A 23,767-nucleotide genomic window follows, 5' to 3' on the forward strand; every position below is an offset into this window, starting at 1 on the left:
AGGCACGGCACAGCGATGAACTTCGACGAGCTGTGGGGCGAGGTACGGGCGGAGTCGACCGGTCGCGTGGTACGCGGCGAGGCTCCTCCCGGAAGACGCGGTGACGCGGGTGCGGCCGGCCAGGCCGCCCCGCCGGGCCCGGACGTCCTGAACGGGATGACGGAGCAGGCCGTCGAGGAGGCGAGAGAAGCCGTCCTGGAGCGGATCGCCCACTTCCGCAGTTCCGTCGTGCTGGTGCCGCTGGACAGTGAAGGCGGCCTGTGGACCACCGATCTCGGCGGTATCAGCTGGATCTGCGCATTCTCCGACGACGCGGCGCTGGCCCGGTTCGCCGAGGCGCGTGCGGACGCGTCCCGGGAGTGGACGTACCGCAAAGTGCTCGGCTCCCGGCTGCTCGACGAGGTGGTCCCTGCCGTCGACTTCCCCTGCGGGGTGGCGCTGGACGCGGGCAGCGCGGGCGGGACGCTCTTCCCGCCGGTGACCGGGATCGTGCCGGACGCGGCTGCGGTCGACAACAGTGCTTACGGGGAGGGTGAGGCATGACCGGCAATGATCCGGACCTCGCGGCGGGCAAGGATGCCCTCGATCTGATAACCAAGGGCATCACCGGGGCTCTGGGCGAGCTCAAGGAGCTCGGTATGGTCGGTGAGGCGAGCATGGGCCGCGGCTTCTCCGACCTGGCGCTGACCGGCATGGAGACCGGGCACGACGGGCTGACGTCGACCCTCAGGACGTACTGCGAGCGCTGGGAGTGGGGGGTTCGCTCGCTGGTGCAGCAGGGCAACAGCTTCGCCCAGCAGGTCGGCCTGTCGGCCGGTGTCTTCCACGAGCAGGAGCAGTACATCGGCGGCGCCTTCAAGGTGCTGACCAACTCGGCCATGGGCAATCCGTATGCGTCCGAGGAAGAGATCATCAACAAGGACTGGGGCGAGGTGCTCTCCAGCAACTCCTACACCCACATCCGCGACGCCGACTACAGCGCCGAGTCGTTCCAGAAGTCCGGCGAGAACAGCATGCAGGCGTGGAAGGACACCGCCTGGGACGTCAGTACGTCCAAGGTGTCACTCAGCAACAACATCATCGACGCGGCCGGCCTGCGCGACGAGGTGGACGAGGGGATGCGGGAGACCCTGGGGCCGCCGCCGGAGGAGCGCGCCAAGCAGCAGCAGGCCGGGGGGAACTGATGGGCCTCGGGGATCTCGTCGACGGTGGCAAGGACCTGCTCAACAGCGGTCTGTCCAAGGTCGAGGAAGGCATAGACGCCGGCAAGAAGGCGCTCGGCGAGGGCGTCGACTGGACCACCGACCGGGTCGGCGACGGCCTGGAGTACGTCGGCGCCGAGGGCCTCGCGGACACCGTGGAGGACTGGGGCGACGACGTCGCGTCCGACCTCGGCGCCTCTGTCGGCGAGCAGCAGCTCGGCCAGACCGAGCAGGCCAATGAGCTGGTGCACGGCAAGCCGGACAAGATTCGGGAGAGCGCCAAGCATCTGAAGGACTTCCACACGGCCTTCGACCGCGTCGGCCAGGGCATGAAGAAGCTCGACTCCTCGCACTGGAAGGGCGCGTCCGCGGACGCCTTCCGGGAGAAGTTCGCGATGCACCCGGCCGACTGGCTGCACGCCGCGGACGCCTGTGAATCGGCGGGCAAGGCTCTGGACACATACGCCGACACGGTCAAGTGGGCGCAGGACAAGGCCCAGGAGGCGATCGACCTCTACAAGAAGGGCAAGGACGCCTCGGACAAGGCCGTCGAGACGTACAACCAGAGGGCCGAGGAGTACAACGCCAAGGGCAGGGCCGGACAGGAACAGGGCCCCAGGCCCGAGTTCAGCGACCCGGGCAAGGCCCAGCGCGAGCGGGCGCAGGAGATCCTGAACGAGGCTCGCAGGCAGCGCAACGAAGCCGCGGACACGGCGAAGAAAACCATCGACACGGCGATGGCGCACGCGCCGAAGGAGCCGCCGCCGCTGGACCGTGCGGCCGCGCTGGCGATCGACGGCTACGGCGCGCTGAATGTCGAGGCGGCCCACGTCGTGGGCGGCGTGGTCAAGGGCACCGCGGGACTGCTCAACTTCGCCCGCGGCCTCAACCCGCTGGACATCTACAACATCACGCACCCGGCGCAGTACATGCAGAACGTCAATATGACGCTCGCCGGTCTGGTCTCCACCGCCGCGCACCCCGAGCGCATTCCCGGCGCGCTCATCGACAGCTTCAAGAAGGACCCGAGCGAGGGCGTCGGCCGGCTGCTGCCAGAGCTCCTCGGTACGAAGGGTCTGGGCACCGCCCGCACCGGTCTGCGGGTGGCCGCCAAGGAGGGCCTGGAGAACGCCGCGGAGAACGCGATCCGCAGGGGCGCCGACGACATTCCGCCGACGCGGCACGTGCCGGATCCGCCGACGACGAACGACCCGCTGCACGCCGCGGCCGACCGCTCGGTGGATGCGTCGAAGCTCCCCGACGACGCGGTGTGGCGCACGACGGACGAACCGCTGTGGCGCAACGACGACCGTGGCCCGTCCGAGATCTTCCGGGACGGCTTCCAGCCGTGGAACAACTCGAACACGGACCTCAGCGGCTATGTGCGCAACAACGACCATTCCGTGTACGTCGGCACCACCCGCGACCCGGACCTGGGCTGGGGCTCGAAGTACCGGTACGACGTGGACGCGCCCGGCGGCATCGACGTCAACAAGTCGATACCTGACAACATCTTCGCCCGCGAGCAGGAGATCGCCTTCCCCGGCGGTGTGCGCACGGAGAACATCAAGGGAGCGTGGGAGCGGCTGCCCGACGGCTCGTTCGACAACTACATCCCGAACCCGCACTACAACCCGTCCGCGACGCCGGGCGGACCACCGGCGGCACCTCCCAGTAGCGTGTTGCCGCCCGGATGGACGAAATGACTGGAACCCCTGTGACCGAACAGAACAGCAACCGCCCGGAGCCCGAGCTCACCCAGGAGCTCAGGGACCAGGCCCTGCGCGCTCCGGGGAGCTGGCTCTACTCCATCGATCCGGCATACGACCCGGCGGGCGCGGTACCGCCCTTCGCGATCATCGGGGCCTGGCCGGTCGACGACAAGGGCGAGCCGGGACCGTTCACGCACAACCCCGACTACCGTCCGTCCCCGGTGACTCTGGGGCTTCCCGAGCCGACCGATCCGGTGGACGCGGCGCTGCAGCTCGCGGCCACGGGCCACGGCCCGGACCAGGCGGTGGTGGACGCGCTCGCCGTCGCCACGGTCTGTCTGCCGGCGGACGAGGGCGACGACATCGCGGTCTACACCGACGCGGAGGGCCGCTTCGTTCCCGTACTGACGGATCCTCGGCACGCTCCGCCGACGGTCGAGCGGCTGCGCTCCGTTCCGTGCGCCGAACTGCTGCGGCTGCTGCCCGCCGACATGACCCTGAAGCTCAATCCGGGATCCCGGGTCTCCGTACGCATTCCGGCCGCCGATGTGCGCGCCACGCTGGACCGTCTTGCCCAGTAGGGTAGTTGCGCACCTCGTTCGTCACACCTGTGGGAGGGACCGCGCCGATGGCTGACGCAAGCGAGAAGGAACGCCAGAAGGAAGAGCTGTACGCCCTCGACATCTCCGGTGTGGAGTGGCTCAGCGCGCCCGGCACGAGCAAGGACGAGGAGCGGGTCGAGATCGCGCATCTGCCGGGCGGGGCGGTGGCGATGCGCTCGTCGCTGGAGCCGGAGACGGTGCTGCGGTACACGGAGGCAGAGTGGCGTGCGTTCGTCCTCGGCGCGCGCGACGGCGAGTTCGACCTCAGGTAGGCGACACGGCAGTACGGATACGACGGAGGGGTTGCCCGCTCAGGCGGGCAACCCCTCTGTCTTGAACAGGGCTCGTCACATCATCATGCGGAAGCGAGCGGCGTTGCCCTTGTCCGTGTCCTGGTAGCCGACGACGGACTCGCCGAGCAGACGCGCGATCGAGTGCAGGTCCTGGGTCAGCCCGTCCATGTCGGTGGCGAGCTGGCTCTGGATGGCGACGTAGGCCTCCTTGGCCTCACCCTTCCACTTGCCCGCGGTCTCGTTGACGTGGTTCAGCAGGACCCGGAGCTGCTCATTCAGGTCCGTGGCGGTCTTGTTGGTGTCGCGGGCCGCCTGGGTCACCGTGTCGTAATTGACGGCAGTGGTCATCTTTTGCTCCTAGTGACGAAGTTCAGCGGAGGGATACGGACGGCTCACACGTCGAGAATGGCGCTGGCCTTGCCGTTCGACGTCTCCATGCCGGCGAAGGAGGACATGCGCCTCCGCTCCTCCTCGTCGAAGCCCTCGGCGCTCATCTTGACGAGCCTCTCGAGGTTCTCGAGGTCGCGCTGCACCGAGGCGAGCCTCCTGTTCAGGCGAGTCTGAACCTCGTCGTACTGCTGGCTCGCCGCGCCCTTCCAGCCACCCTGGATGAGGTCGACCACACGGTTCAGGTCGCCGATGCGGTCGCGCAGCGTGTTCTGAAACGTCTGGATCTTGCCAGAGAGGTCCGAAATTTCGGAACTGGTTACATTCAGGTCTTGACCCGACATCTGTGCCCCTTCTCCTACGACGGCGCTGTAGACGGAAGCCGAGTGGATGCCGCCCCCGTGCCGGACACCAGTCCTCACTGGGTCCTGCCGTCACTCTATCCACTTGATACGACAGTTCCAACTGCAAAGCCCCGTATGGAGACTTGGCTCACTGGGCCCTATTGCGCCGGGTGTCCCGGATGACCGTTGCCGCGCCGGCGACGACTGCCACCAGTACGACGCCAATCCCGAGCCCGTAGGTTGCGTACCGCTCCTTGCGTTCCTGAACGGTCTCGGTCATCGCCAGATGGGCGGGCTCCGGCGCGGGCGGCTTCGGCGGGCCCGGGTCCGCGCGCGGGGCCTCCGGCGGGCCGTCGTCGCCGTCCAGCGCGCGCACCGGGTCGATGACGCCCCAGCCGACGAAGCTGTCCTTGCCGTTGATGCTGCGCTCGGCCGTCTGCTCGATCTGCGCGATGATCTGCGGCACGGTCCACTTGGGGTACTTGGCCTTCAGCAGCGCGGCCACGCCCGCGACGTACGGCGCGGAGAAGCTGGTGCCGTTGTCGACGCACTGCCCGTTGCCGGGGACGGTGGAGACGACGTCGACGCCCGGGGCCGCGATGCCGACGAAATCACCCGCCTGCGAGAAGACCGCCCGCTCGTTGTTGCGGTCGGAGGAGGCGACGGCGAGAACGCCCGGGAAGGCCGCGGGATAGGTGTTCTTGAGTTTGCCGTCCATGCCGTCGTTGCCCGCGGAGGCGACCACGACGATGTCCTTCTGGATTGCCCGCTGTACGGCCAGGCCCAGCACCGAGTCGGGCGACAGGGGCTTCGTCGTGTCCTGGGAGATGTTGATGACGCCGGCGCCCTTGGCGATGGCGTGGTCGATGGCCGTGGCCATCGTCTTGTCGTTGCCGCTGTTCTTCTCGTCGTTCTGGCGGATCGGGATGATCGTGGCCTCGGGTGCCAGGCCGACGAAGCCGGTGCCCTTGCGGGGGCGCGCGGCGATGATCCCGGCGACCTTGGTGCCGTGGCCGACCTCGTCGACCGTGCCGTCGGTCTTGCCGCGCTTGTCGTCCGTTCCGGCCTCCTTGTCGGGCTTGAGGAGGTCCTTGCCCGCGGACGCGTCAACCGCCGACTTGAGCTGGACGTTGTCGTTGTCCACGCCGGTGTCGATGACCGCGACCCGTACGCCCTTGCCCTTGGTGTCCTGCCACAACTCGTCGAGCAGGACTCGCTGGAGCGGCCAGGGGATCCCCGCGATCTGCTCCTTCATCGGGAAGGTGCACTCGCCGCTGCCGTCGATGCCGAGTTCGTACGGGACGTCGTGGCCCTCGTCGGCGTACGCGGCCGGGGGCGCGGCCGCCAGGCCCGTCAGCGCCGCGGCGGCGGCCAGCACGGCAGTCTTTCTGCGCAGGTGCAGCATCGGTCGCACTCCCCTTACGAACCCTGCGGCTGACGCGCGCTGTTGGTGTCGAGCCGGGGTCCCTTGGACAGGAATTCCGACCAGGTGATCGGGACGAGGGTCGGGGTGACCTTCCCGTAGCCGAGCCGGATCTGCGCCTGGCTGGCCTCGGGGCGGCCGTCCTGCTGCTTCTCCTGGTCGCCCGTGCCGATGTCGGAGCGGTCCGCGTCGCTGTCGCCGTTCGCCTGGACCGCGTACCGCAGTCCGGTGTCGGTCACCAGGAAGAGCGAACCGTCGGGCTTGGTCTGCTTGCCCTGCACCTGGGTGTAGAGCAGTCCGGTGCCGGGGGTGACATAGGTGCTGGTGCCGCCCGCGGTGATCTCGGCGGGGTACTCGGAACCGGCCCAGGTCGACAGGGTCGTACGGCCCTTGTCATCGACCTCGCGCAGCACGCTGCAGACGGTGTCGCGGTCGCCGCTCGCGGAGTTGACCTGCTCGGCCTTCCGTGCGGGCCAGCGGTTCTCGGCGCCGAAGAAGTCGCTCTCCGGGGCGAAGGACGCCGCGTCGACGACGGTCGCCTTGCCGCCCATGTCGAGCCTGTCGGTCTGCGGGGAGTTGATCAGCAGCCAGGCGGTGAAGTCGGAGACCGGCTGGACCTTGCCGGGCAGGACCACGTAGTGCACAGGACCGGAGCCGGTCTGCGCCTGCAGGACCATGCCGACCCGGTCCTGTTCGGGCGTAAGACCGCTGCCGGCACCGGCCTTGGCCTGGACCTGGCCGGGGATCACAGGGAAGTCGACCGGGCTGCCGACGTGCAGCGTCGCCAGCCAGTCGTCGGTGACGGACTGCGGCTCCTTGCTGCCGACCAGGGCGCGGGTGAGGATCGCGGAATGGGTCTGGGTGCCGCGCACCAGGTACTTGGTGCCGCCGGCGTCCACGAGGTAGCGCAGACCGTTCTGCCCCTTGACGTAAAGGACTTGGCCGCCGCTCAGCTTCTGCTTGCCCTCTGTGCGGTTGAGATCGCGGTCGCCGAAGACGAAAGTCGCCTTCTGCACGGTGTTGCCCTTGCCGCCGCCGGGCTGCTCGCAGACCGCCCAGCGCTTGGACTTGGCGGCCTCCTTGTGGGTGGGCAGCCGGTCGGGGGCGTACGGAATGCCGAGGATCGGCCCGCGCGGGGGCTTGCCGGAGTCCAGGATGTCGTCGCTGACCGTGATCACCTTGAACTGGTCGGGGGTGAGCAGCAGTCGCGCGGAGGCGAGGTTCAGCACGGGGTGCAGCAGGGTCTTCTTGTTCTTGCCCTTGCCGGTCGACAGCACCACGTAGCGGGTGGTGGAGTCCTTGCCGACGATCACCTTCGTGCCGGGCGCCGCCCAGTCCTTGGGTGCCTTCGGCTTGAACATGCCGAAGGCGCCGAAACCCGCGAGGATCAGCGCCCCGACGATGATGCTGGGGAGGACGGCGCGCATCGGGCGCGGCGCCCCCTCCTCCGTACCCGTGGAAGAGGGTTGGAGGAATGCCGCCACCGTGCGCTTCTTCGCAAAGGTGTACGCGTTGAGCTCATCCCGCCGTGATGCCATGAGTCCCCATTGGTAAAGAAGGCACTGTCTCCCCGCGGGGCCTTGTGGTGAGCACGGTCCCCGGGCCCAGATTGTCGGACCGGCCCCCTACTATGCCTGTTGATCGATGGTGCTTGTGGGGCGGGTAGGGTGATCCAGCCGCCAAAGGCCTTGCTGGGCAGGGCCGGACAGGGGTGATCGGGATGAATTGGGGCCTAATGAACTGGGGGGTGCCGGAATAATGGCTTCCGCGACGCGCGTTCGGCCCACGGCCCACGGGCAGACCTCCGCACGGCCCCAACCGCCGTCCCACTCACCGGCCGCACCCCGACTCAAGGCACGACCCGGACACTTCGGTTCGTTCCGACTGCAACAACTCGTGCTGATCGAGATCGCCGCCGCGGTGCTCCTGGTCAGCTGGGTGATCGACCCCCTGATGCTGGTTCCGGCGTTTGTGGTGGCCGCGGTGCTGGTGCTGCTTGCGCTGCTGCGCAGGCACCGGCGCTCCCTGCCCGAATGGCTGGCCACCGTCTTCGCGCTGCGAGCGCGCAGGCGCAAGGCCGCGTCCCTGATCCTCCCGCCCGATACCGAACCGGGCCTGGCGCCCGCCGTCGAGTGCGACCCCGCCCTGCGGACGTACACCTACAGCGACCGCGACCGCCGCCCGGTCGGCATGATCGGCGACGGGACCTTCCTGACCGCGGTGCTGCAGGTCGAGGCCGACGCGACGGCCCTGCGGCCGGACCGCACCGCCAGGCCCCTGCCGATGGCTCTCGTACGGGACGTGCTGGACGTCGACGGCATCCGGCTGGAGTCCGCGCAGATAGTCCAGCACACCCAGCCCGCACCCGCCCCGCATCTGCCGCATCAGTCGGTGGCCGCGCGCAACTACGCACCTCTGCAGGCCCAGACCGGGTCCCCGGCGATACGGATCACCTGGATCGCGCTCAAGCTCGACCCTGAGCTCTGCCCCGAGGCGGTGGCGGCGCGCGGCGGCGGACTCGAAGGCGCGCAGAAGTGCCTGGTGCGTACGGCAGACCAGCTGGCGAGCCGGCTGACCGGCGCCGGCTTCCGGGCGACCGTACTGACCGAGCAGGAGCTGACGGCGGCCGTCGCCACCTCCTCCTGTGCCAGCCCCATGGCCATCGCCCAGGCAGGCCGAGCGGAGGCGCCCGCGCGGCGCACCCAGGAGACCTCGCGCACCTGGCGCGTCGACGACCGCCGCCACACCACGTACTGGGTGGGCCGCTGGCCCCAACTGGGCGGCGGCGGGGCTCCGATGCCGCAGCTCGTCGCGCTGCTCACCTCGATCCCCGCGCTGGCCACGACGTTCAGCCTGACGCTGGGCCACGGCGAACGGCAGGGCGTGTCGGTCACCGGACATGTCCGCATCACCGGACGCAGCGACGAGGAACTGGTCGCCGCGCGCCATGAACTGGAGCGAGCGGCCCGCGGGGTCAAGACCGGGCTCGTACGGCTCGACCGTGAACAGCTGCCCGGGATGCTCGCCACACTGCCGCTCGGGGGAGCCCGCTGATGCCTTCGTCTGTCACCAAGCCTCGTATCGGCTTCGGACTGATCGGACCCCGCCGCGACCGTCATGCGCTGTCGGTGGACCAACTGGCCGCGCTCGCGCTGCCGGTCGGCGACGACGGCGTGGTCATCGGCGTGGACGCCGATGGCCGGCCCGGGGTGCTCGGCATCAACCGGCCCACGCCGTACGACGTCACGCTCATCGGCGGCCTCTGGACCGCGCAGGTGCTCGCGCTGCGCGCCGCCGCGACAGGAGCGCGGGTCACCGTCGAGACGGGCCGGGCGCACGCCTGGACGACGCTCGCCCAGGCGGCGGGCGGTGGGACACAGGTCATCTCGCTGCACGACGTGGGGCGGGTGCCGCCGCAGGGCGCGTCGGCCGGCAGCCCGGTGGTCGTGGTGCGCGACTGCGGAATGCGGCCGCCGCGCGGCCGGGTGGTCTCGGGCCCCTGGCAGTCGGTGCTGACGCTGCTGCCGTATCTGAGCCCGGTGGCGCCGCGGCTGATGGAGAAGTCGGGCCTGGTCGGCATCCAGCGCGTCTCGCCCGACGAGGCCGCGCAGATCGGCCGCATCATGCATCTTCCGCGGCCCGAGACGGAGGCGCTGTCCACGCTCGCGGACGGCGTCACACTTTGGTGCACGGCGCGGGACCGGCAGTTCGTCATGACACAGGCCACGGATGCCGAGACCGGATTGTTGGGCAGCGCCCGCCGGATGGACTGACGGGCCGGCAGCCCTTCCGTACGTACGCAGTTGTACGGTTTTGACCCGTCGACTTCCTTACGCTGCGCCCCACCCGGACCACGTGGGGGCAGGCCGTGACGTACGGGACAGCAGCCGACGGGCGGTCGGCCCTGCCGGTCCGGCATTGTTGACGATTAGGGTGGGACAGGGCGCGGCAGAAGAACCTGCGGGCGTGTTGACCGCGTCCCTAGGGGGAGAGCCGGGCCGATCGGACGAAGAGGTCGCCCCCACCCACCACGGCACAAGGGTGCTCGACCACACCAGGAGGCAAAGTGAACGGCGATCGGGACGAGATCCACGGGGGCTGGAACATTCCCGTCGATGATCAGTCCGACGCGGATCCCGCCGAGCTGACGGGTGAGTTCACCATCGACTACACCCCGCCGGCCTGGTACACGCAGAACGCGTCGGGCGACATCTCGGGCGGGGGCTCGGGCCAGCAGGGGCACACGCCGCCTCCACCGCCGCCGAACGGGGCGCCGGTGGCCGTGCCGGGGCTGCCCGCGGGCAGCGGTTTCGAGCCCAACTGGGCGCCTGCGCCGACGCCTCCTCCGGCACAGGTTCAGGCGCCTGCGCCGACGCCCGCGCCTGCGCCCGTCCCAGCGCCCGTCCCAGCGCCAGCTCCCGCTCCTGTGCAGACGCCTCCTGCGGCTCCCGTTCCGGCTCCGGCTCCGGTTGCCGAGTCGGCCGCCGAGCCCGCGTCGCAGCCCTTCGGGGGCGGCGATGTGGAGAGCGGGGCGACCATGCGGTTCTCCCCGGCCGCGCTGAAGCGCGAGATGGAGGAGCGGGCGGCTGCCAAGGAGACCGACGAGAGCACCGCTGAGGGTTCCGGCGATCCCGGGGCCCCGGTCGCGGCCGGGTCGGACGAGGTCGCCGAGGCCTCGGCCGAGGACTCCGCTGACGAGTCCGCAGAGCCCGCGGACACCGACGGCCCCGAAGACTCCTCGGACGTACCGGACGTGGAGGTCCAGGACTCCGAGGTGCGGGACTCCGAGGCGCGGGACTCCGAGGTCCAGGACTCCGAGGTCCAGGACTCCGAGGTCCAGGACTCCGACGGCGGCGACGCCGAGCCGCGCGACGAGAGCGCCCCGCAGAGCGCGGGAGAGGTGACGGCCGACGAGCCGGCCGACTCCGTGCCCCAGGACACTCCGCCCGCGCCCGTACCGGCTCAGCCCTGGTCCCCGGCAGCGCCCCCGCATGGACAGGGGCAAGGACAGAGCGCCCCATTGCCGCCGCTGCCGCCCGCCTTCCAGCCCGCCGCGCCGCCGTCCGCGCCGCAATGGCCCGTGTCGCCGCAGACCGCGGAGCAGTCCGCCCCACCGCAGCCGCAGCAGCCGGTGCAGGGCGGCCCCCAGACCCCGCCCGCCTGGCAGACGCCCACACCTCAGCAGCAGGGCGGTTACGGCTTCCCGCAGCCCGGCCAGCCGGGGCACCCCGCCGCCCAGCAAGGCGGTTACGGTTTCCCGCAACCGGGACAGCCGGGTCAGCCGGCACCCGCCGCACCACTGCCGCCCGCCGTACCGGGCCCCAACACCCCGGCACCGCAGAGCGGTTACGGCTTCCCCCAGCCGGGGCAGCCCGGTCAGCCGGGGCACCCCGCCGCCCAGCAGGGCGGTTACGGCTTCCCGCAGCCGGGTCAGCCCGCACCCGCCGCACCACTGCCGCCCGCTGTACCGGACCCCAACACCCCGGCACCGCAGACCGGTTACGGCTTCCCCCAGCCGGGTCAGCCGGGCCAGCTGCCCGGCGCGAACGCGCCCGTACCGCTGCCGCCGCAGACGCCCAACCTGCCCGCGCCCGCCACACCCCATCTGCCCGCGCAGCAGTCCCACCCGCAGGCGCACCCCCAGGGCCCCCAGGGCCCGCCGCACCCCCAGACTCCGGTCGGTCCCACAGACCCGCGCACCGGTGCCGGCTGGCCGACACCGGTGACGCACGACCAGCGCGAGCGTTCCGTGCCGGGCGCCCCGCTCGGATACACCGCGGCCGTCGAGCTCTCCTCCGACCGCCTCCTGCGCAACAACAAGCAGAAGGCCAAGAGCAGCCGCAACCCCTCCAGCGCCGCCCGCTTCAAGCTCGGGGGCAAGAAGGAGGAGGCCGAGCGGCAGCGCAAGCTTGACCTGATCCGTACGCCGGTGCTGTCCTGCTACCGGATCGCGGTCATCAGCCTCAAGGGCGGCGTCGGCAAGACCACGACGACCACCGCGCTGGGCTCGACGCTGGCCACCGAGCGGCAGGACAAGATCCTGGCGATCGACGCCAACCCTGACGCCGGCACGCTCGGCCGCCGGGTGCGCCGCGAGACCGGGGCCACCATCCGCGACCTGGTGCAGGCGATCCCGTACCTCAACTCGTACATGGACATCCGCCGGTTCACCTCGCAGGCGCCCTCCGGTCTGGAGATCATCGCCAACGACGTGGACCCGGCAGTCTCCACGACCTTCAACGACGAGGACTACCGGCGCGCGATCGACGTACTGGGCAAGCAGTACCCGATCATCCTCACCGACTCCGGCACCGGTCTGCTCTACAGCGCGATGCGTGGAGTGCTTGATCTGGCCGACCAGTTGATCATTATTTCGACGCCGTCCGTGGACGGTGCAAGCAGCGCGTCGACGACGCTCGACTGGCTGTCCGCGCACGGGTACGCCGAGTTGGTGCAGCGTTCCATCACGGTCATCTCCGGGGTACGCGAGACCGGCAAGATGATCAAGGTCGACGACATTGTGCAGCACTTCCAGACGCGCTGCCGCGGTGTGATCGTGGTGCCCTTCGACGAGCACCTGTCGGCGGGCGCCGAGGTCGACCTGGACATGATGCGCCCGAAGACCCGTGAGGCGTACTTCAATCTCTCCGCGCTGATCGCCGAGGACTTCGTCCGGGCTCAGCAGCAGCAGGGGCTGTGGACGGCGGACGGCAACCCGCCGCCGCACCTGGCCCCGCCGATGCCGGGCCAGCAGCAGATGCCGGGCCAGCCGATGCCCGGTCAGCCGTACGTGCCTCAACAGCCGCAGCCCCCGCAGCAGCCCTACCCGCCGCAGGGCCAGCCGCAGCAGCCGTACGGAGGCCAGCCGCCCCACCAGCCGTACCCGCCGCAGGGTTGGCAGCAGTCGCTGCCCTCCCAGGCCCAGTCCCCCGGGAGCCCCGCCGGACCGCCGCCCGGACCGCCGGGACAGCCGGGTCACCCCGGGCAGCAGGGCCAGCCGGGTGGCCCCGGACAACCCGAGTTGCAGGGGCCCGTACCACCTGCCGGATGGCCGCAGCAGCAGCCCCCGCAGGCACCGCCAGCCCCTCAGCAGTAACGCGACAGAGGTCTGAACCAATGAGGGCCCGCACCGTCTCCACGGTGCGGGCCCTCAGTGTATTCCCGCAGCCCACACGGGGTTTGACGGCCCGTTGACGCAATCGACCGCCGCTGATAAACCTCGCTTCACCAATTGGCGAACCAGAGCTCAACCTGCCTTCTCCGAGCGAGTGATGACGCGAGGTCCCCGTCCTATGGTCACAAAGGTTCCAGCCCGCATCCGACTGCTTCTGGCCTCCAGCGCCGCCGCCGCACTGGTGGCCGGAACAGCAACCCCCTCGGCCCAGGCCGCCGACAACGGCAAGGACGACGGCGGCAAGAAGGTTCTCACCGTCGCCGTCTCGCAGAGCGTGGACTCCCTCAGCCCGTTCCTGGCGCAGAAGCTGGTCAGCACCACCATCCACCGACTGGCCTATGAGTACCTGACGAATTACGACGTCAAGGACGCTCACACGGTCCCGGGCCTGGCCACCGAGTGGAAGACGTCCCCGGACAAGCTGACGTGGACGTACACCATCCGGAAGAACTCCAAGTGGTCCGACGGGAAGCAGGCAACCGCCGAGGACGCCGCCTGGACCTTCAACAAGATGATGACGGACGAGAACGCCGCCACCGCCAACGGCAGCTTCACCGCCAACTTCAAGAAGGTCACGGCCCCGGACCCCGAGACGCTGGTCATAGAGCTGAAGAAGCCTCAGGCCACCATGACGGCGCTGGATGTGCCGATCGTGCCCAAGCACGTCTGGGAGAAGGTCGGCGACTTCTCGAAGTTCAACAACGACAAGCAGTTCCCGATCGTCGGCAACGGCCCGTTCGTCATCACCGACTTCAAGGTCGACCAGTTCGTCAAGCTCAAGCCCAACATGGACTTCTGGCGCGGCGCGCCCAAGTTCGACGAGCTGGTGCTCAAGTACTACAAGGACGGTGACGCGGCCGTCGCGGCGCTGCAGAAGGGCGAGGTCTCCTTCGTCCAGGGCCTCACCCCCGCCCAGGCCACGGCCCTGAAGAGCGCCGAGAACATCAAGGTCAACGACGCTCCGGGCCGCCGCTTCTTTGCTCTCGCCACCAATCCGGGGGCGAGGTCCAAGGACGGCAAGACGTTCGGCAGCGGCCACAAGGCCCTGCTCGACCCGGCCGTGCGCAGGGCGCTCTTCCACGCCACCGACCGCAAGACCATCGTCGACAAGGTCTTCCAGGGCCACGCCGTCGAGGGCGAGGGCTACATCCCGCCGCGCTTCGACTCGTACTTCTGGAAGCCCGGGGCGAGCCAGAAGATCGCGTACGACCCGGCGAAGGCCGCCGCCCTCCTCGACCAGGCCGGCTACAAGAAGAACGGCAGCGGCAAGCGCGTCGGCAAGGACGGCAAGGCCCTCGATCTGCGCATCCTCTGTCACGCCACCGACCCCAACGACAAGGCGATCGGCAAGTATCTGCAGGAGTGGTGGGGCGAGCTCGGCATCGGGCTCAAGGTGGACTGTCTCGACAATGTCTCCGACCCCTGGGTCAAGGGCGACTACGACCTGGCCTTCGACGGCTGGTCGGTCAACCCGGACCCGGACTTCGTCCTGTCCATCCACACCTGCGCCGCGCTGCCGGCCACGCCCAAGGACACCGGCGCGACCGACAACTTCATCTGCGACAAGCCGTTCGACGAGCTGTACACGCAGCAGACCGCGGAGTACGACGCGGCCAAGCGGGCCGGACTCGTCAAGCAGATGCAATCTCGCCTGTACGACACCGGATACATGAATGTCATCGCGTATCCGAACGCCGTCGAGGCGTACCGTACCGACCAGATCAAGTCCATCAAGACGATGCCGGAGGCCGCGGGCAATCTCTGGGGCCAGGACGGCTACTGGAGCTGGTGGTCGGCCGAGCCGGCCGCGGGCGACGGCAGCTCCGACAGCGGCTCCTCGACAGGTGTCGTGATCGGCATCGGCGCGGCTGTCGTCCTCGCCGCCGCCATCGGGCTCTTCGTCGCGATGCGCCGACGTACCACCGCGGAAGACCGTGAATAGTCGATGAGCACCACAAGCACGACCGGCACTGCCGCCGTGGTGCGGGCCCCCGAGGCCCGCGCCGCGAGCGGCGGCGCACGCGCCTATCTCCTCTATGTGGCGGGCAAGCTGGGCGGCGCGGCGATCTCGCTGCTCGCCGTGCTCGTCACCAGCTTCTTCCTCTTCCGGATCATCCCCGGCGACCCGGTCAAGGCGATGACGCACGGCATGCCGACCTCGGCCGAGCAACTGGCCTCGCTGCGCCGCCAGTTCGGCCTCGACCAGCCGATGTGGCAGCAGTTCACCGACTACTGCGGCAAGGCGCTGACGGGCGATCTCGGTACGTCGTACCAGTTCCACGCGCCCGTCGGCGAGCTGATCTCGCAGAAGCTGCCCGCGACGCTCCTGCTCACCGGGGTCGCCGTGGTGATCTACTCGGCAATCGGGCTCTGGCTCGGCACCCGCTCCGCCTGGCGGCACGGCAGCCTCGGCGACAAGCTCAATACGGGTGTGGCGCTGACCCTGTGGTCCGTGCCGTCGTTCTGGCTCGGCCTGCTGCTGATCATCACCTTCTCGGTCGGCGTCGGCCCGGTTCCCGGACTGTTCCCGACCGGCGGCATGGAGTCGGGTGACCAAACCGGCTTCGCGTACATCGGCGATGTCGCGCACCACATGGTGCTTCCGGTCATCACGCTGGTCGCGGTCGGGTATGCCCAGACGCTGCTGGTGATGCGCTCGTCGCTGCTGGACGAGATGGGCAGCGACTATCTGACGACGGCGCGGGCGAAGGGGCTGCGGGACGATGCCATACGCCGCCGCCATGCCGTGCCCAATGCGCTCCTGCCCACCGTCACGATGGTCTTCATCAATCTGGGCCATGTGGCGGCCGGTTCGATCCTCGTCGAGACGGTGTTCTCCTGGCCGGGCCTGGGCGGGCTCTTCTACCAGGCGCTGAGCGTGCCCGATCTGCCGCTGGTGCAGGGGCTCTTCGTGGTCTTCGCCGGCGCGATGATCCTGATGAATCTCCTCGCCGACCTGCTCTATCCGCTGCTCGATCCCCGGGTGGGCCGATGACGATCACGCCGGTCCCGAAGACCGCACGTACCACCCAGACCGCGCGCTCCCTCGCCTGGGCGCGCCGCCGCGATTCCGTGGCCCGCTTCTGGCACTCGTACCGCACACACCGGGCGGGCCTCTTCGGCCTTGGCGCGCTCGCGCTCATCGCCCTGATCGCGCTCGCCGCGCCGCTGCTGGTCGGCGGCGATGTGCAGAGCGTGACGAACGCGCCGGGCACGGCGCTGGAGTCGCCGAGCGGCGAATTCCCGCTCGGCACCGACCAGTTCGGGCGCTCGCTGCTCGGGCTGCTGGTGTGGGGGGCGCGGATCTCGCTCACCGTCGGACTGCTGGCTGCCGCGCTGTCGGTGGCCATCGGGACCCTGGTCGGCATCATCGCCGGTCACTACGGCGGCTGGTTCTCGACCGTCATCATGCGGATCACGGACTGGTTCCTGGTGATGCCGGCGCTGGTGCTGGCGATCGTGCTCGCGACCGTGATGTCCCGGAGCATCTGGACGGTGATCCTGGCGATCGGCGTCACCAGCTGGCCGACCACGGCCCGTCTGGTGCGGGCGCAGACGATCGCGGTCGAGTCGCGTCCGTACATCGAGCGCGCCAGGGCGCTCGGCGGCGGCCACAGCCACATCATGACCCGGCATGTGCTGCCCAACGTCATGCCGCTGGTCCTCGCCCAGACGACGCTCGGCATCTCCACGGCGATCCTGACGGAGGCGACGCTCGCGTTCCTCGGCCTCGGCGATCCGACGATCGTCTCCTGGGGCGGCATGCTCCAGGACGCGCGGGAGGCGGGCGCGGTCTCCTCCGGCCACTGGTGGTATCTGGCGCCGCCCGGGATCGCCATCGCGCTGGTGGCGCTGGCGTTCACGCTGTGCGGCCGGGCTGTCGAGGCCGTGCTCAACCCGAAGCTGGGGGTGGCTCGTTGAGCCTGCTCGAAGTCAAGAACCTGCGGGTGACGTACGGTTCGGGAGCGCGGGCCGTCCCGGCCGTACGGGGTGTGGATCTGAGCGTGGCCGCCGGGCAGAAGCTGGGAATCGCGGGCGAGTCGGGCTGCGGCAAGTCCACCCTGGCCCTTGCCCTCCTCCGCCTTCTCCCCGCTTCCGCCAAGCTTTCCGGCGAGATCCTCCTCGACGGGGAGGACGTCCTCACCATGAAGTGGGGGCGGCTGCGGGCCGTGCGGTGGGCCGGCGCGTCGATCGTCTTCCAGGGCGCGATGCACTCGCTCAACGCGGTGCACCGGGTCGGCGAACAGATCGCCGAGCCGATCCTGCTGCACCACAAGACCACGCCGTCGGCGGCGAAGAAGCGGGTCGCCGAACTGCTTCAGCACGTGGGGCTGCCCGTGTCCCGCGCGGACGCGTATCCGCACGAGCTGTCCGGGGGCCAGCGCCAGCGCGTCATGATCGCGATGGCGCTCGCCTGCGACCCTCAGCTCATCGTGGCGGACGAGCCGACCACCGCGCTCGATGTGATGATCCAGGCGCAGATCCTGCGGCTGATCGAGCAGCTGGTGGACGAACAGGACATCAGTCTGCTGATGATCAGCCACGATCTGGCGGTGCTCGCCGACACCTGCGACCGGCTTGCGGTGATGTACGCGGGCCGGGTCGTCGAGGAGGGCCCGGCGCAGGCGGTGTACAGCGCGGCGGAGCATCCGTACGGGCGCGCCCTGTCCGCGGCCTTCCCGCGCGTCGGCGACATCGCCTCGCGCCGGGCCCCACGCGGCCTGCCGGGCGACCCGCCCGACCCGTCGGCGCTGCCGAGTGGCTGTACGTTCCACCCGCGCTGCCCGGTCGCGCTGGACGCGTGCGCGCTGGAGGACCAGGTGCTCTCGGCGGCCGGTGAGGGGCACCGGGCGGCATGCGTCCACGTAGGGGCGGTGCCGCTGTGACACGCCGGTCCCGAACTCCGCTGTCCCCCAGCCCGGTTCACCGCGTCGCCGGGGCCGTACCCAGGAGCCAGTCATGACCACCACTCCCCTGCTCTCGGCCACCGGTCTGCACGTCACCTTCCCCGGGCGGCGCGGCGGGCCGGCCGCCCGTGCCGTCGACGGCGTCGACCTCGACATCGGCGCGGGCGAGATCGTCGCCCTGGTCGGCGAGTCCGGCTGCGGGAAGACGACGCTGGCTCGCTCACTGCTGGGCCTGGTGCCGCCTACGTCCGGCGCGGTCACCTTCGGCGGTGCGCCCCTGTCGTACACCTCCCGCGCGCTGAAGTCGTACCGCAGGCGCGTCCAGCTGGTCCTCCAGGACCCGAGCGGCTCGCTGAACCCGCGGCACACGGTGTACGACGCGGTGGCCGAGGGCCTGCGGATCCACGGGTACACCGGGGACGAACGCCCTGCCGTGGCCGAGGCGCTCTCGCGGGCCGGGCTGCGGCCGCCGGAGCGCTTCTTCCTGCGCTACCCGCACGAGCTCTCGGGCGGCCAGCGCCAGCGCGTCGTCATCGCCGGGGCGCTGGTCCTGGAACCCGAACTGATCGTCGCGGACGAGCCGGTGGCCTCACTGGACGCGTCCGTACGCGGCGAGATCCTCGCGCTGCTGCTGCGCCTGCGGGACGATCTGGGCCTGTCCGCGCTGGTGGTGACCCACGACCTGGGGCTCGCGTGGAACATCGCGGACCGGGTGGCGGTGATGTACCTGGGCCGGATCGTGGAGTGCGGCACCGTCGAGGACGTGCTGACGAGTCCCCAACACCCCTACACCCAGGCGCTGCTGTCCGTCCTCCCGGACTCGGCGATCCCCCCGGTGGTCCTGACGGGCGAACCCCCGGACCCGTCCCGCATCCCGGGAGGCTGCCGCTTCCACGCGCGCTGCCAGGTGCTGGCGTCGGGCGAGGCGGAGAGGGCGGGGGTGGCGGACAGGTGCCGGTCGGAGGAGATGGGAGTGCTGGGTGGGGCGGGGGTGGCGTGCCACTGGGCGTGAGAGGGCACATGGGGGGCTGACGCGGACCGGGGAGCACCGTCAGCCCAAGGGCCCGCGCCCCGGACCGGGCACCCGGAGAGGCCTCCGCGCCGCCCGGCGCTACGCCGCTGCTGTCAGCTCGCGGCACTTCTTGACGTCCGCCGCAATCGCATCCAGCAACGCCTCGATCGAGTCGAACTTCTCCTGCCCCCGCACATACGCCAAGAAGTCCACCGCCACATGCAGCCCGTACAGATCCAGCCCCACCCGGTCGATCGCGTACGCCTCCACTGTCCGCTCCGTGCCGTCGAACTGCGGGTTCGTGCCCACCGAGATCGCCGCCGGCATCCACTCGCCCGCCGCCGTCAGCCACCCCGCGTACACCCCGTCCGCCGGGATCGCCGTGTGCGGCAGCGTTTCCACGTTCGCCGTCGGGTAGCCCAGCTCACGGCCGCGCTGCGCGCCCCGCACCACCACGCCCTCGACGCGGTGCGGGCGGCCCAGGATCTCCGCCGCGCCCTCGACGTCGCCGGCGGCGATCAGGCGGCGCGTCAGGGTCGAGGAGAAGGGCTCGCCGCCGCCCGCCGCGCCGCTCACGAAGAGGTCGACGACCTCGACCTCGTAGTCGTACGTCGCGCCCAGCTCGGCGAGGAACGCGACATTCCCCGCCGCCTTGTGGCCGAAGCGGAAGTTCGGGCCCTCGATGACCGCGCACGCGTGCAACTTGTCGACCAGGACCTTCACGATGAAGTCCGCGGGCGACAGCTTCGAGAACTCGCTCGTGAAGGGAAGGATCAGCACCGCGTCCACGCCCAGCTCCGCCATCAGCTCGGCGCGCCGGTGGTGCGGCGCGAGCAGCGGCGGATGGCTGCCGGGGCGGACGACCTCGCTCGGGTGCGGGTCGAAGGTCACGACGACCGACGGCACCCCGAGCTCGTGTGCCCGTTCCACGGTCCGCCCGATGATCAGCTGGTGTCCGCGGTGGACCCCGTCGTAGGAGCCGATGGTGACGACGCTGCGTCCCCAGTCCTGGGGGATGTCCTCCAAGCCACGCCAGCGCTGCACTGTGACCGCTCCTCGCCCGAACCTGTGTACGTCATTGCCGGTTACGCAGGTCTAAGACTGCCATGCCCGCGACTGTCGGTTCGCATCGGCATCGGGCTGCCGAGGGTCTCGACCATCCGGCGCGCGCTCGGGCCGACCACCGCTGCCCACTCCTGCGGGGCCCGGTCCAGCCACCCCGCGACGAGCGCGGCGAAGCCGGGGACCTCGCGGGCCAGCTCCACGAGCCGCCGGTCGAAGCAGGTCGCGCCGTCGGGGGTGCGGACGAGGAGCAGACCGGCGCGGCGGACGAGCTCGCGGGTTCGGGCTTCGGGCCGGGTCGCGCAGCCGTGCGCGGCGGCCCGCAGCAGGGCGTCGAGGACGGCGAGGTCACGTGTCGCGTACTGCTCGTGGTCCAGCAGTACGTCGAGGAGCTCGGCCCGCAGCGGCCGCGAGGCCCGGCTGCCCGGTGCCGCGAGGACGGGCACGAGGGCCATCCGGACCCGGCCGGGCCGGCCCCGCAGCAGGCCGGTGACCAGTGGGAACAGGATGGCGCGGGCGGCCGGGCCGTGTTCCAGGCGGCGGTCGACGTAGGCGGCGGCGTGGGCCGCGCCTTCGGGCCGGTGGTCGATGTACTCGCCGACGAGCGCGGCGGCACGGCGGGCCGACGCGGGGGTGGTGACCTCGGCGAGGGCCCGCAGCACTTCCCCCGCGCCGTCCCCGGGCTGGTGCAGCCGCGCCCGGAAGGCGGCCAGGACGGGCTCGGGGTGCGTGGTGAGCGCGGCGGCCAGCGCGCTCGCGGGCAGTCCCGGGTCGCCGGCCCCGAAGGCCTCGAGCGCCCTGGCCAGATAGCGGGACCGGGTGTCCGGATCGTGGACCAGGAGGGCGAGGGCTGAGGCGTGCAGGGCGGTGTCGGCGGGTCTGGCGAGCAGGGCGAGGGCGGCGTACCTGAGCAGCTCGCGGTCGGCGTCGGTGGTGACCCGGGCGACGGTGGCCAGTCCGTAGGCGGCGGCCGCGACCCGCCGCTCGGGCCGCGGGTCGAGCGCCCAGCGGTCGACGGCCCGGCACAGGGCGGACGGCTCCTCATCGGCGAGCGCGGCCAGCAGCTCGTCGGCGCGGGGGTGGGCGGTCGCGACGAGGGCCTCGGTGAGGTCGTCGACGGCGAGGCCGCGGCGGGCGTAGAGGAGGGCCTGTGCGGCGGCGGCCACGGTGGGCCGGACCTCGGCATCGGGGCCGGCGGGAAGCGGCGTACTGTCGGTGAACCAGCGGCAGAGCATCGGCTGTACGGCGCTGGGCTCGGCGGCGAGCCGCGCGACGACGGAATCCAGATAGCGCGGCTCCGTGCGATGCCCCGGGACCGGGTCCGCGGGCACGAGCCGTCGCAGCAGATCGAGCCGCTGGGCCTCGGTCACCCGCAGCCGCTCCCAGAACCACGGCCCGAACTCGCCGAGCCCGCCCAGGTTTCGGGGCCCGCCTTCGCGTACGCAGCGCCGGGTGATCCGCTCCGCGAGCAGCCGAAGCACCGGGAGGTACGCCCCGGCGTCGGGCACCCGCAGCAGCGCCTCCCCCAACAGATGGGCTCCCCACCACCGGGCGTCGTCGAGCCGCGCGCCCGCCTCGCAACCGGGGTCCTCCAGCCCGTCCAGCGCTTCGACCAACTTCTCCAGCCTGCACGCCAGTTGCCCGGGGCCGTGCACCCGGTCGAGGAGCAGTAGGGCCTGCACCACCGGGCCGATGCGATGCCGCGGAACCGGCAGCGAGCGCGGTTCTGGCTCCCCCGAGCCGGGCGGCGGCGGCACATAGCCGCTCCCCCGACCGCTGGTCCCCGGCCGCGAAGGCAGCTCCACCGGCGCCGCCCGCGCGTGCCGGCGGTGGACCAGGGAGTGGAGCGCCGCATCGAGGTCGAGGTGCGCGCCCTGGACCCAGTCGGCGAACTCCTCGTGCGCGAAGCGGTAGCCGGCGCCCGCCGGAACCAGCAGGCCCTCGGTGAGCACTGCGGATGCCCACCCGGTTCCCCACGGGAAGATCTCCTCGAAGGACTCACGGTCCAGCTCCCCCAGCCCGGGCCCGAGACAGCGCCGCGCCGCCTCGTGGACCTGGCCCGCCACCTTCGCCGCGAGCCTGCGCACGGCGGAAGCCCGCAGCGGCGGCCGGGAGGCCGCGGCGACGCGGACCGCGATCCGCAGGCACAGCATGTCCAGATGCGCGGTGAAGACGTCCTCGCGGGACGGCCGCCCCGGCACCTCGCCGGGCAGCGCCTTCCGTACCTCCGCGAGCAGCCGCAGCGCGAGCGGATGCCGTTCGTCCGCGGTGGCGATCACCCCGGCCGGGAGCCCGTACCGCTCCCGTGCGCGCTCCGCCTCGCCGACCGACAGTGCGGCGATGTGCAGGGCGGGCGGCAGCCGGTGCGCGGGCGTGGCGGGCCGGTGCAGTACATCCGGCGGGTACAGCGCCCCGGCCTGCTCCCAGTGCTCGGGCCGGCAGCCGACGATCATCCGCACACCGCAGGAACTCAGCCAGTTCACGGTCCCCGCCGTCCAGTCGGGGAGCCGGTGGGCCAGTACGGGCGGCATCTCCTCGGGCCCGTCGAGCAGCACGAGCAGCGGTCGCCCGGCCTCACGGGCGCGGCGCGCGACCAGCTCCGGGGTGACGCAGTCCATGTCGCCGCGCGCGCCCGAAGCGGCGAGGATGCGGCCCGCCTGTTTGAGGGTGCGCGCGACGGCGTCGGCGACCGAGGTGTCGCCGGCGTGCAGATCGGCGCCGCGCAGCCACACGGTGGGTGCGGGTTCCGGTCCGCGGGCCCGCCGCGCGGCGAGCGCGGCGAGTTCGGTCGTGCGGCCCGTTCCCGGATCGCCGACGAGCCCCATCACCAGGGCGGTGAAGGAGGCGAACTCCCTTACCGTGTCCGGTCGTTCCACCGGATCGGGCCCGGCGCCCGGCCCTGCGGCCGACCCCACGGAGGTCGCGGTGAGCTTCAGCACGGCCGCGAGGTTGAGGTCGTGCCCGTAACCGGGGACGGTCGCCGCGTTACGCCGCAGCAGCTCGGCGAGCGGCCCGTCCGGCGGCCGGCCGGTGGCCCGCAGCGGCAGCGCGAACCCGGCCGCCCGGTGTCCGGATTGCAGCGCGGTGCCGAGGACGGCGAGCACCGCGCCGGTCGAGGAGTCGAGCACCGGTCCCCCGGCGGCCTCGCCGCCCAGCCGCAGCGCGTCGCTGCCGTCCGTCCCGATCGCCAACTCCAGGGCGTCGCCGACCAGATGGCAGCGATCGGCCGCGGTGTACGTCACCTGGGCAGTGCCGAGCACGCGCGCCTCACGCCAGCCGCGAGCGGCGAGCCGTACGTACGTGCCCGCCGCGACCCGCTCCCGCGCGCTGATCGGCAGCGGCCGCACCCCGAGCCCCTCGGTGCGCACCAGCGCCAGGCCGACCTCCGGCAGGGGGACGATGGCGTCGCCCTCGGCGAGGCAGGTGCGGTCGCCGGGCGCGTGCAGCACCACCCGTACCAGCCCGTCGACCGCCTCATGGCTGGTCACGACCGTGCCGAGCTCGTCGGCGACGAACCCGGTCCCGCGCGGCCGCCCCGCCAGATCGCAGATGTGTACCAGCGTCGCCAGGTCCCCGCGTCCCATGGTGTCGACGTTAGGTCGGCGGTGATCACCGGGAGAAGGAGGCGTACCGAAAGCGCCCCCTCAGT

Annotated in this window: 19 protein-coding genes; 13 read left to right on the forward strand and 6 right to left on the reverse strand. The window is 71.2% G+C overall.

What is annotated here, in order from left to right:
• The first annotated feature begins 15 nt into the window (after positions 1-15).
• From ACZ3H8_RS30200 to ACZ3H8_RS30220, 5 genes are read left to right on the forward strand one after another with little or no spacing between them, the layout of a single operon-like run.
• Complete coding sequence (locus ACZ3H8_RS30200; RefSeq protein ID WP_467407326.1) at positions 16-543, forward strand: hypothetical protein; 528 nt, start codon at positions 16-18, stop codon at positions 541-543.
• Positions 540-1,184: a hypothetical protein gene (locus ACZ3H8_RS30205; protein WP_467407328.1), complete on the forward strand. Its 645-nt coding sequence runs from the start codon at positions 540-542 to the stop codon at positions 1,182-1,184. The genes ACZ3H8_RS30200 and ACZ3H8_RS30205 overlap by 4 nt, the downstream gene beginning before the upstream one ends.
• Positions 1,184-2,908 carry a putative T7SS-secreted protein gene (locus ACZ3H8_RS30210; protein WP_467407329.1) on the forward strand — a complete coding sequence of 575 codons (1,725 nt, stop codon included), beginning with the start codon at positions 1,184-1,186 and terminating at the stop codon, positions 2,906-2,908. Before ACZ3H8_RS30205 ends, ACZ3H8_RS30210 begins: the two co-directional genes overlap by 1 nt.
• Entirely contained in the window at positions 2,905-3,495 is a 591-nt protein-coding gene (locus ACZ3H8_RS30215) for a type VII secretion system-associated protein (protein WP_467407330.1), read from the forward strand. Before ACZ3H8_RS30210 ends, ACZ3H8_RS30215 begins: the two co-directional genes overlap by 4 nt.
• A gap of 47 nt (positions 3,496-3,542) precedes the next feature.
• The gene (locus tag ACZ3H8_RS30220; protein ID WP_362687401.1) at positions 3,543-3,788 is read left to right on the forward strand and encodes a DUF397 domain-containing protein; all 246 of its coding nucleotides are present in this window, start codon (positions 3,543-3,545) and stop codon (positions 3,786-3,788) included.
• Positions 3,789-3,863: 75 nt separating this feature from the next.
• Here the strand turns inward: ACZ3H8_RS30220 and ACZ3H8_RS30225 are convergent, their stop codons facing one another.
• The 4 genes from ACZ3H8_RS30225 to eccB all read right to left on the reverse strand — a co-directional run bounded on the left by ACZ3H8_RS30225 (position 3,864) and on the right by eccB (position 7,501).
• Positions 3,864-4,157 (reverse strand): WXG100 family type VII secretion target, encoded by a 294-nt coding sequence (locus ACZ3H8_RS30225; RefSeq protein ID WP_398993103.1) that lies wholly within the window; start codon positions 4,155-4,157, stop codon positions 3,864-3,866.
• Positions 4,158-4,201: 44 nt separating this feature from the next.
• The gene (locus ACZ3H8_RS30230; RefSeq protein ID WP_467407332.1) at positions 4,202-4,540 is read right to left on the reverse strand and encodes a WXG100 family type VII secretion target; all 339 of its coding nucleotides are present in this window, start codon (positions 4,538-4,540) and stop codon (positions 4,202-4,204) included.
• A 148-nt stretch (positions 4,541-4,688) separates the two neighbouring features.
• Positions 4,689-5,945: a type VII secretion-associated serine protease mycosin gene (gene mycP, locus ACZ3H8_RS30235; protein ID WP_467407334.1), complete on the reverse strand. Its 1,257-nt coding sequence runs from the start codon at positions 5,943-5,945 to the stop codon at positions 4,689-4,691.
• 14 nt (positions 5,946-5,959) lie between these two features.
• A complete protein-coding gene (gene eccB, locus ACZ3H8_RS30240) occupies positions 5,960-7,501 on the reverse strand; it encodes a type VII secretion protein EccB (protein ID WP_467407335.1) in 1,542 nt (513 codons plus the stop codon).
• 220 nt (positions 7,502-7,721) lie between these two features.
• Here eccB and eccE point away from each other — a divergent pair, with 220 nt between their 5' ends.
• The 8 genes from eccE (at position 7,722) to ACZ3H8_RS30280 (ending at position 19,056) form a co-directional block, all read left to right on the forward strand.
• Positions 7,722-9,017 carry a type VII secretion protein EccE gene (eccE, locus tag ACZ3H8_RS30245; RefSeq protein WP_467407336.1) on the forward strand — a complete coding sequence of 432 codons (1,296 nt, stop codon included), beginning with the start codon at positions 7,722-7,724 and terminating at the stop codon, positions 9,015-9,017.
• The gene (locus tag ACZ3H8_RS30250) at positions 9,017-9,736 is read left to right on the forward strand and encodes a hypothetical protein (protein WP_467407338.1); all 720 of its coding nucleotides are present in this window, start codon (positions 9,017-9,019) and stop codon (positions 9,734-9,736) included. Before eccE ends, ACZ3H8_RS30250 begins: the two co-directional genes overlap by 1 nt.
• 293 nt (positions 9,737-10,029) lie before the next feature.
• On the forward strand, positions 10,030-13,059 hold the full coding sequence (locus tag ACZ3H8_RS30255) for an SCO5717 family growth-regulating ATPase (protein ID WP_467407339.1): 3,030 nt from the start codon (positions 10,030-10,032) through the stop codon (positions 13,057-13,059).
• Between the two features lie 196 nt (positions 13,060-13,255).
• Complete coding sequence (locus ACZ3H8_RS30260) at positions 13,256-15,079, forward strand: ABC transporter substrate-binding protein (RefSeq protein WP_467407341.1); 1,824 nt, start codon at positions 13,256-13,258, stop codon at positions 15,077-15,079.
• Positions 15,080-15,082: 3 nt separating this feature from the next.
• Positions 15,083-16,132 (forward strand): ABC transporter permease, encoded by a 1,050-nt coding sequence (locus ACZ3H8_RS30265; RefSeq protein WP_467407342.1) that lies wholly within the window; start codon positions 15,083-15,085, stop codon positions 16,130-16,132.
• The gene (locus ACZ3H8_RS30270; protein WP_467407344.1) at positions 16,129-17,058 is read left to right on the forward strand and encodes an ABC transporter permease; all 930 of its coding nucleotides are present in this window, start codon (positions 16,129-16,131) and stop codon (positions 17,056-17,058) included. The genes ACZ3H8_RS30265 and ACZ3H8_RS30270 overlap by 4 nt, the downstream gene beginning before the upstream one ends.
• A complete protein-coding gene (locus tag ACZ3H8_RS30275) occupies positions 17,004-18,023 on the forward strand; it encodes an ABC transporter ATP-binding protein (protein ID WP_467407345.1) in 1,020 nt (339 codons plus the stop codon). The genes ACZ3H8_RS30270 and ACZ3H8_RS30275 overlap by 55 nt, the downstream gene beginning before the upstream one ends.
• 73 nt (positions 18,024-18,096) lie before the next feature.
• A complete protein-coding gene (locus ACZ3H8_RS30280) occupies positions 18,097-19,056 on the forward strand; it encodes an ABC transporter ATP-binding protein (RefSeq protein ID WP_467407347.1) in 960 nt (319 codons plus the stop codon).
• A 99-nt stretch (positions 19,057-19,155) separates the two neighbouring features.
• On the opposite strand, the gene ACZ3H8_RS30285 is transcribed toward ACZ3H8_RS30280, so the two are convergent.
• Together ACZ3H8_RS30285 and ACZ3H8_RS30290 are read right to left on the reverse strand one after the other, a co-directional pair.
• Complete coding sequence (locus ACZ3H8_RS30285) at positions 19,156-20,100, reverse strand: bifunctional riboflavin kinase/FAD synthetase (RefSeq protein WP_467407348.1); 945 nt, start codon at positions 20,098-20,100, stop codon at positions 19,156-19,158.
• A gap of 41 nt (positions 20,101-20,141) precedes the next feature.
• Positions 20,142-23,702 carry a trypsin-like peptidase domain-containing protein gene (locus tag ACZ3H8_RS30290; protein WP_467407350.1) on the reverse strand — a complete coding sequence of 1,187 codons (3,561 nt, stop codon included), beginning with the start codon at positions 23,700-23,702 and terminating at the stop codon, positions 20,142-20,144.
• Between the last annotated feature and the right edge of the window lie 65 nt (positions 23,703-23,767).

It is taken from the genome of Streptomyces sp. NPDC002868 (assembly GCF_055563295.1).

Excerpts from the sequence above, each read along its gene's own strand:
- ACZ3H8_RS30200 (WP_467407326.1), top strand. The coding sequence starts at position 16 with ATGAACTTCGACGAGCTGTGGGGCGAGGTACGGGCGGAGTCGACCGGT.
- ACZ3H8_RS30205 (WP_467407328.1), top strand. The coding sequence starts at position 540 with ATGACCGGCAATGATCCGGACCTCGCGGCGGGCAAGGATGCCCTCGAT.
- ACZ3H8_RS30210 (WP_467407329.1), top strand. The coding sequence starts at position 1,184 with ATGGGCCTCGGGGATCTCGTCGACGGTGGCAAGGACCTGCTCAACAGC.
- ACZ3H8_RS30215 (WP_467407330.1), top strand. The coding sequence starts at position 2,905 with ATGACTGGAACCCCTGTGACCGAACAGAACAGCAACCGCCCGGAGCCC.
- ACZ3H8_RS30220 (WP_362687401.1), top strand. The coding sequence starts at position 3,543 with ATGGCTGACGCAAGCGAGAAGGAACGCCAGAAGGAAGAGCTGTACGCC.
- ACZ3H8_RS30225 (WP_398993103.1), bottom strand. The coding sequence starts at position 4,157 with ATGACCACTGCCGTCAATTACGACACGGTGACCCAGGCGGCCCGCGAC.
- ACZ3H8_RS30230 (WP_467407332.1), bottom strand. The coding sequence starts at position 4,540 with ATGTCGGGTCAAGACCTGAATGTAACCAGTTCCGAAATTTCGGACCTC.
- mycP (WP_467407334.1), bottom strand. The coding sequence starts at position 5,945 with ATGCTGCACCTGCGCAGAAAGACTGCCGTGCTGGCCGCCGCCGCGGCG.
- eccB (WP_467407335.1), bottom strand. The coding sequence starts at position 7,501 with ATGGCATCACGGCGGGATGAGCTCAACGCGTACACCTTTGCGAAGAAG.
- eccE (WP_467407336.1), top strand. The coding sequence starts at position 7,722 with ATGGCTTCCGCGACGCGCGTTCGGCCCACGGCCCACGGGCAGACCTCC.
- ACZ3H8_RS30250 (WP_467407338.1), top strand. The coding sequence starts at position 9,017 with ATGCCTTCGTCTGTCACCAAGCCTCGTATCGGCTTCGGACTGATCGGA.
- ACZ3H8_RS30260 (WP_467407341.1), top strand. The coding sequence starts at position 13,256 with ATGGTCACAAAGGTTCCAGCCCGCATCCGACTGCTTCTGGCCTCCAGC.
- ACZ3H8_RS30265 (WP_467407342.1), top strand. The coding sequence starts at position 15,083 with ATGAGCACCACAAGCACGACCGGCACTGCCGCCGTGGTGCGGGCCCCC.
- ACZ3H8_RS30270 (WP_467407344.1), top strand. The coding sequence starts at position 16,129 with ATGACGATCACGCCGGTCCCGAAGACCGCACGTACCACCCAGACCGCG.
- ACZ3H8_RS30280 (WP_467407347.1), top strand. The coding sequence starts at position 18,097 with ATGACCACCACTCCCCTGCTCTCGGCCACCGGTCTGCACGTCACCTTC.
- ACZ3H8_RS30290 (WP_467407350.1), bottom strand. The coding sequence starts at position 23,702 with ATGGGACGCGGGGACCTGGCGACGCTGGTACACATCTGCGATCTGGCG.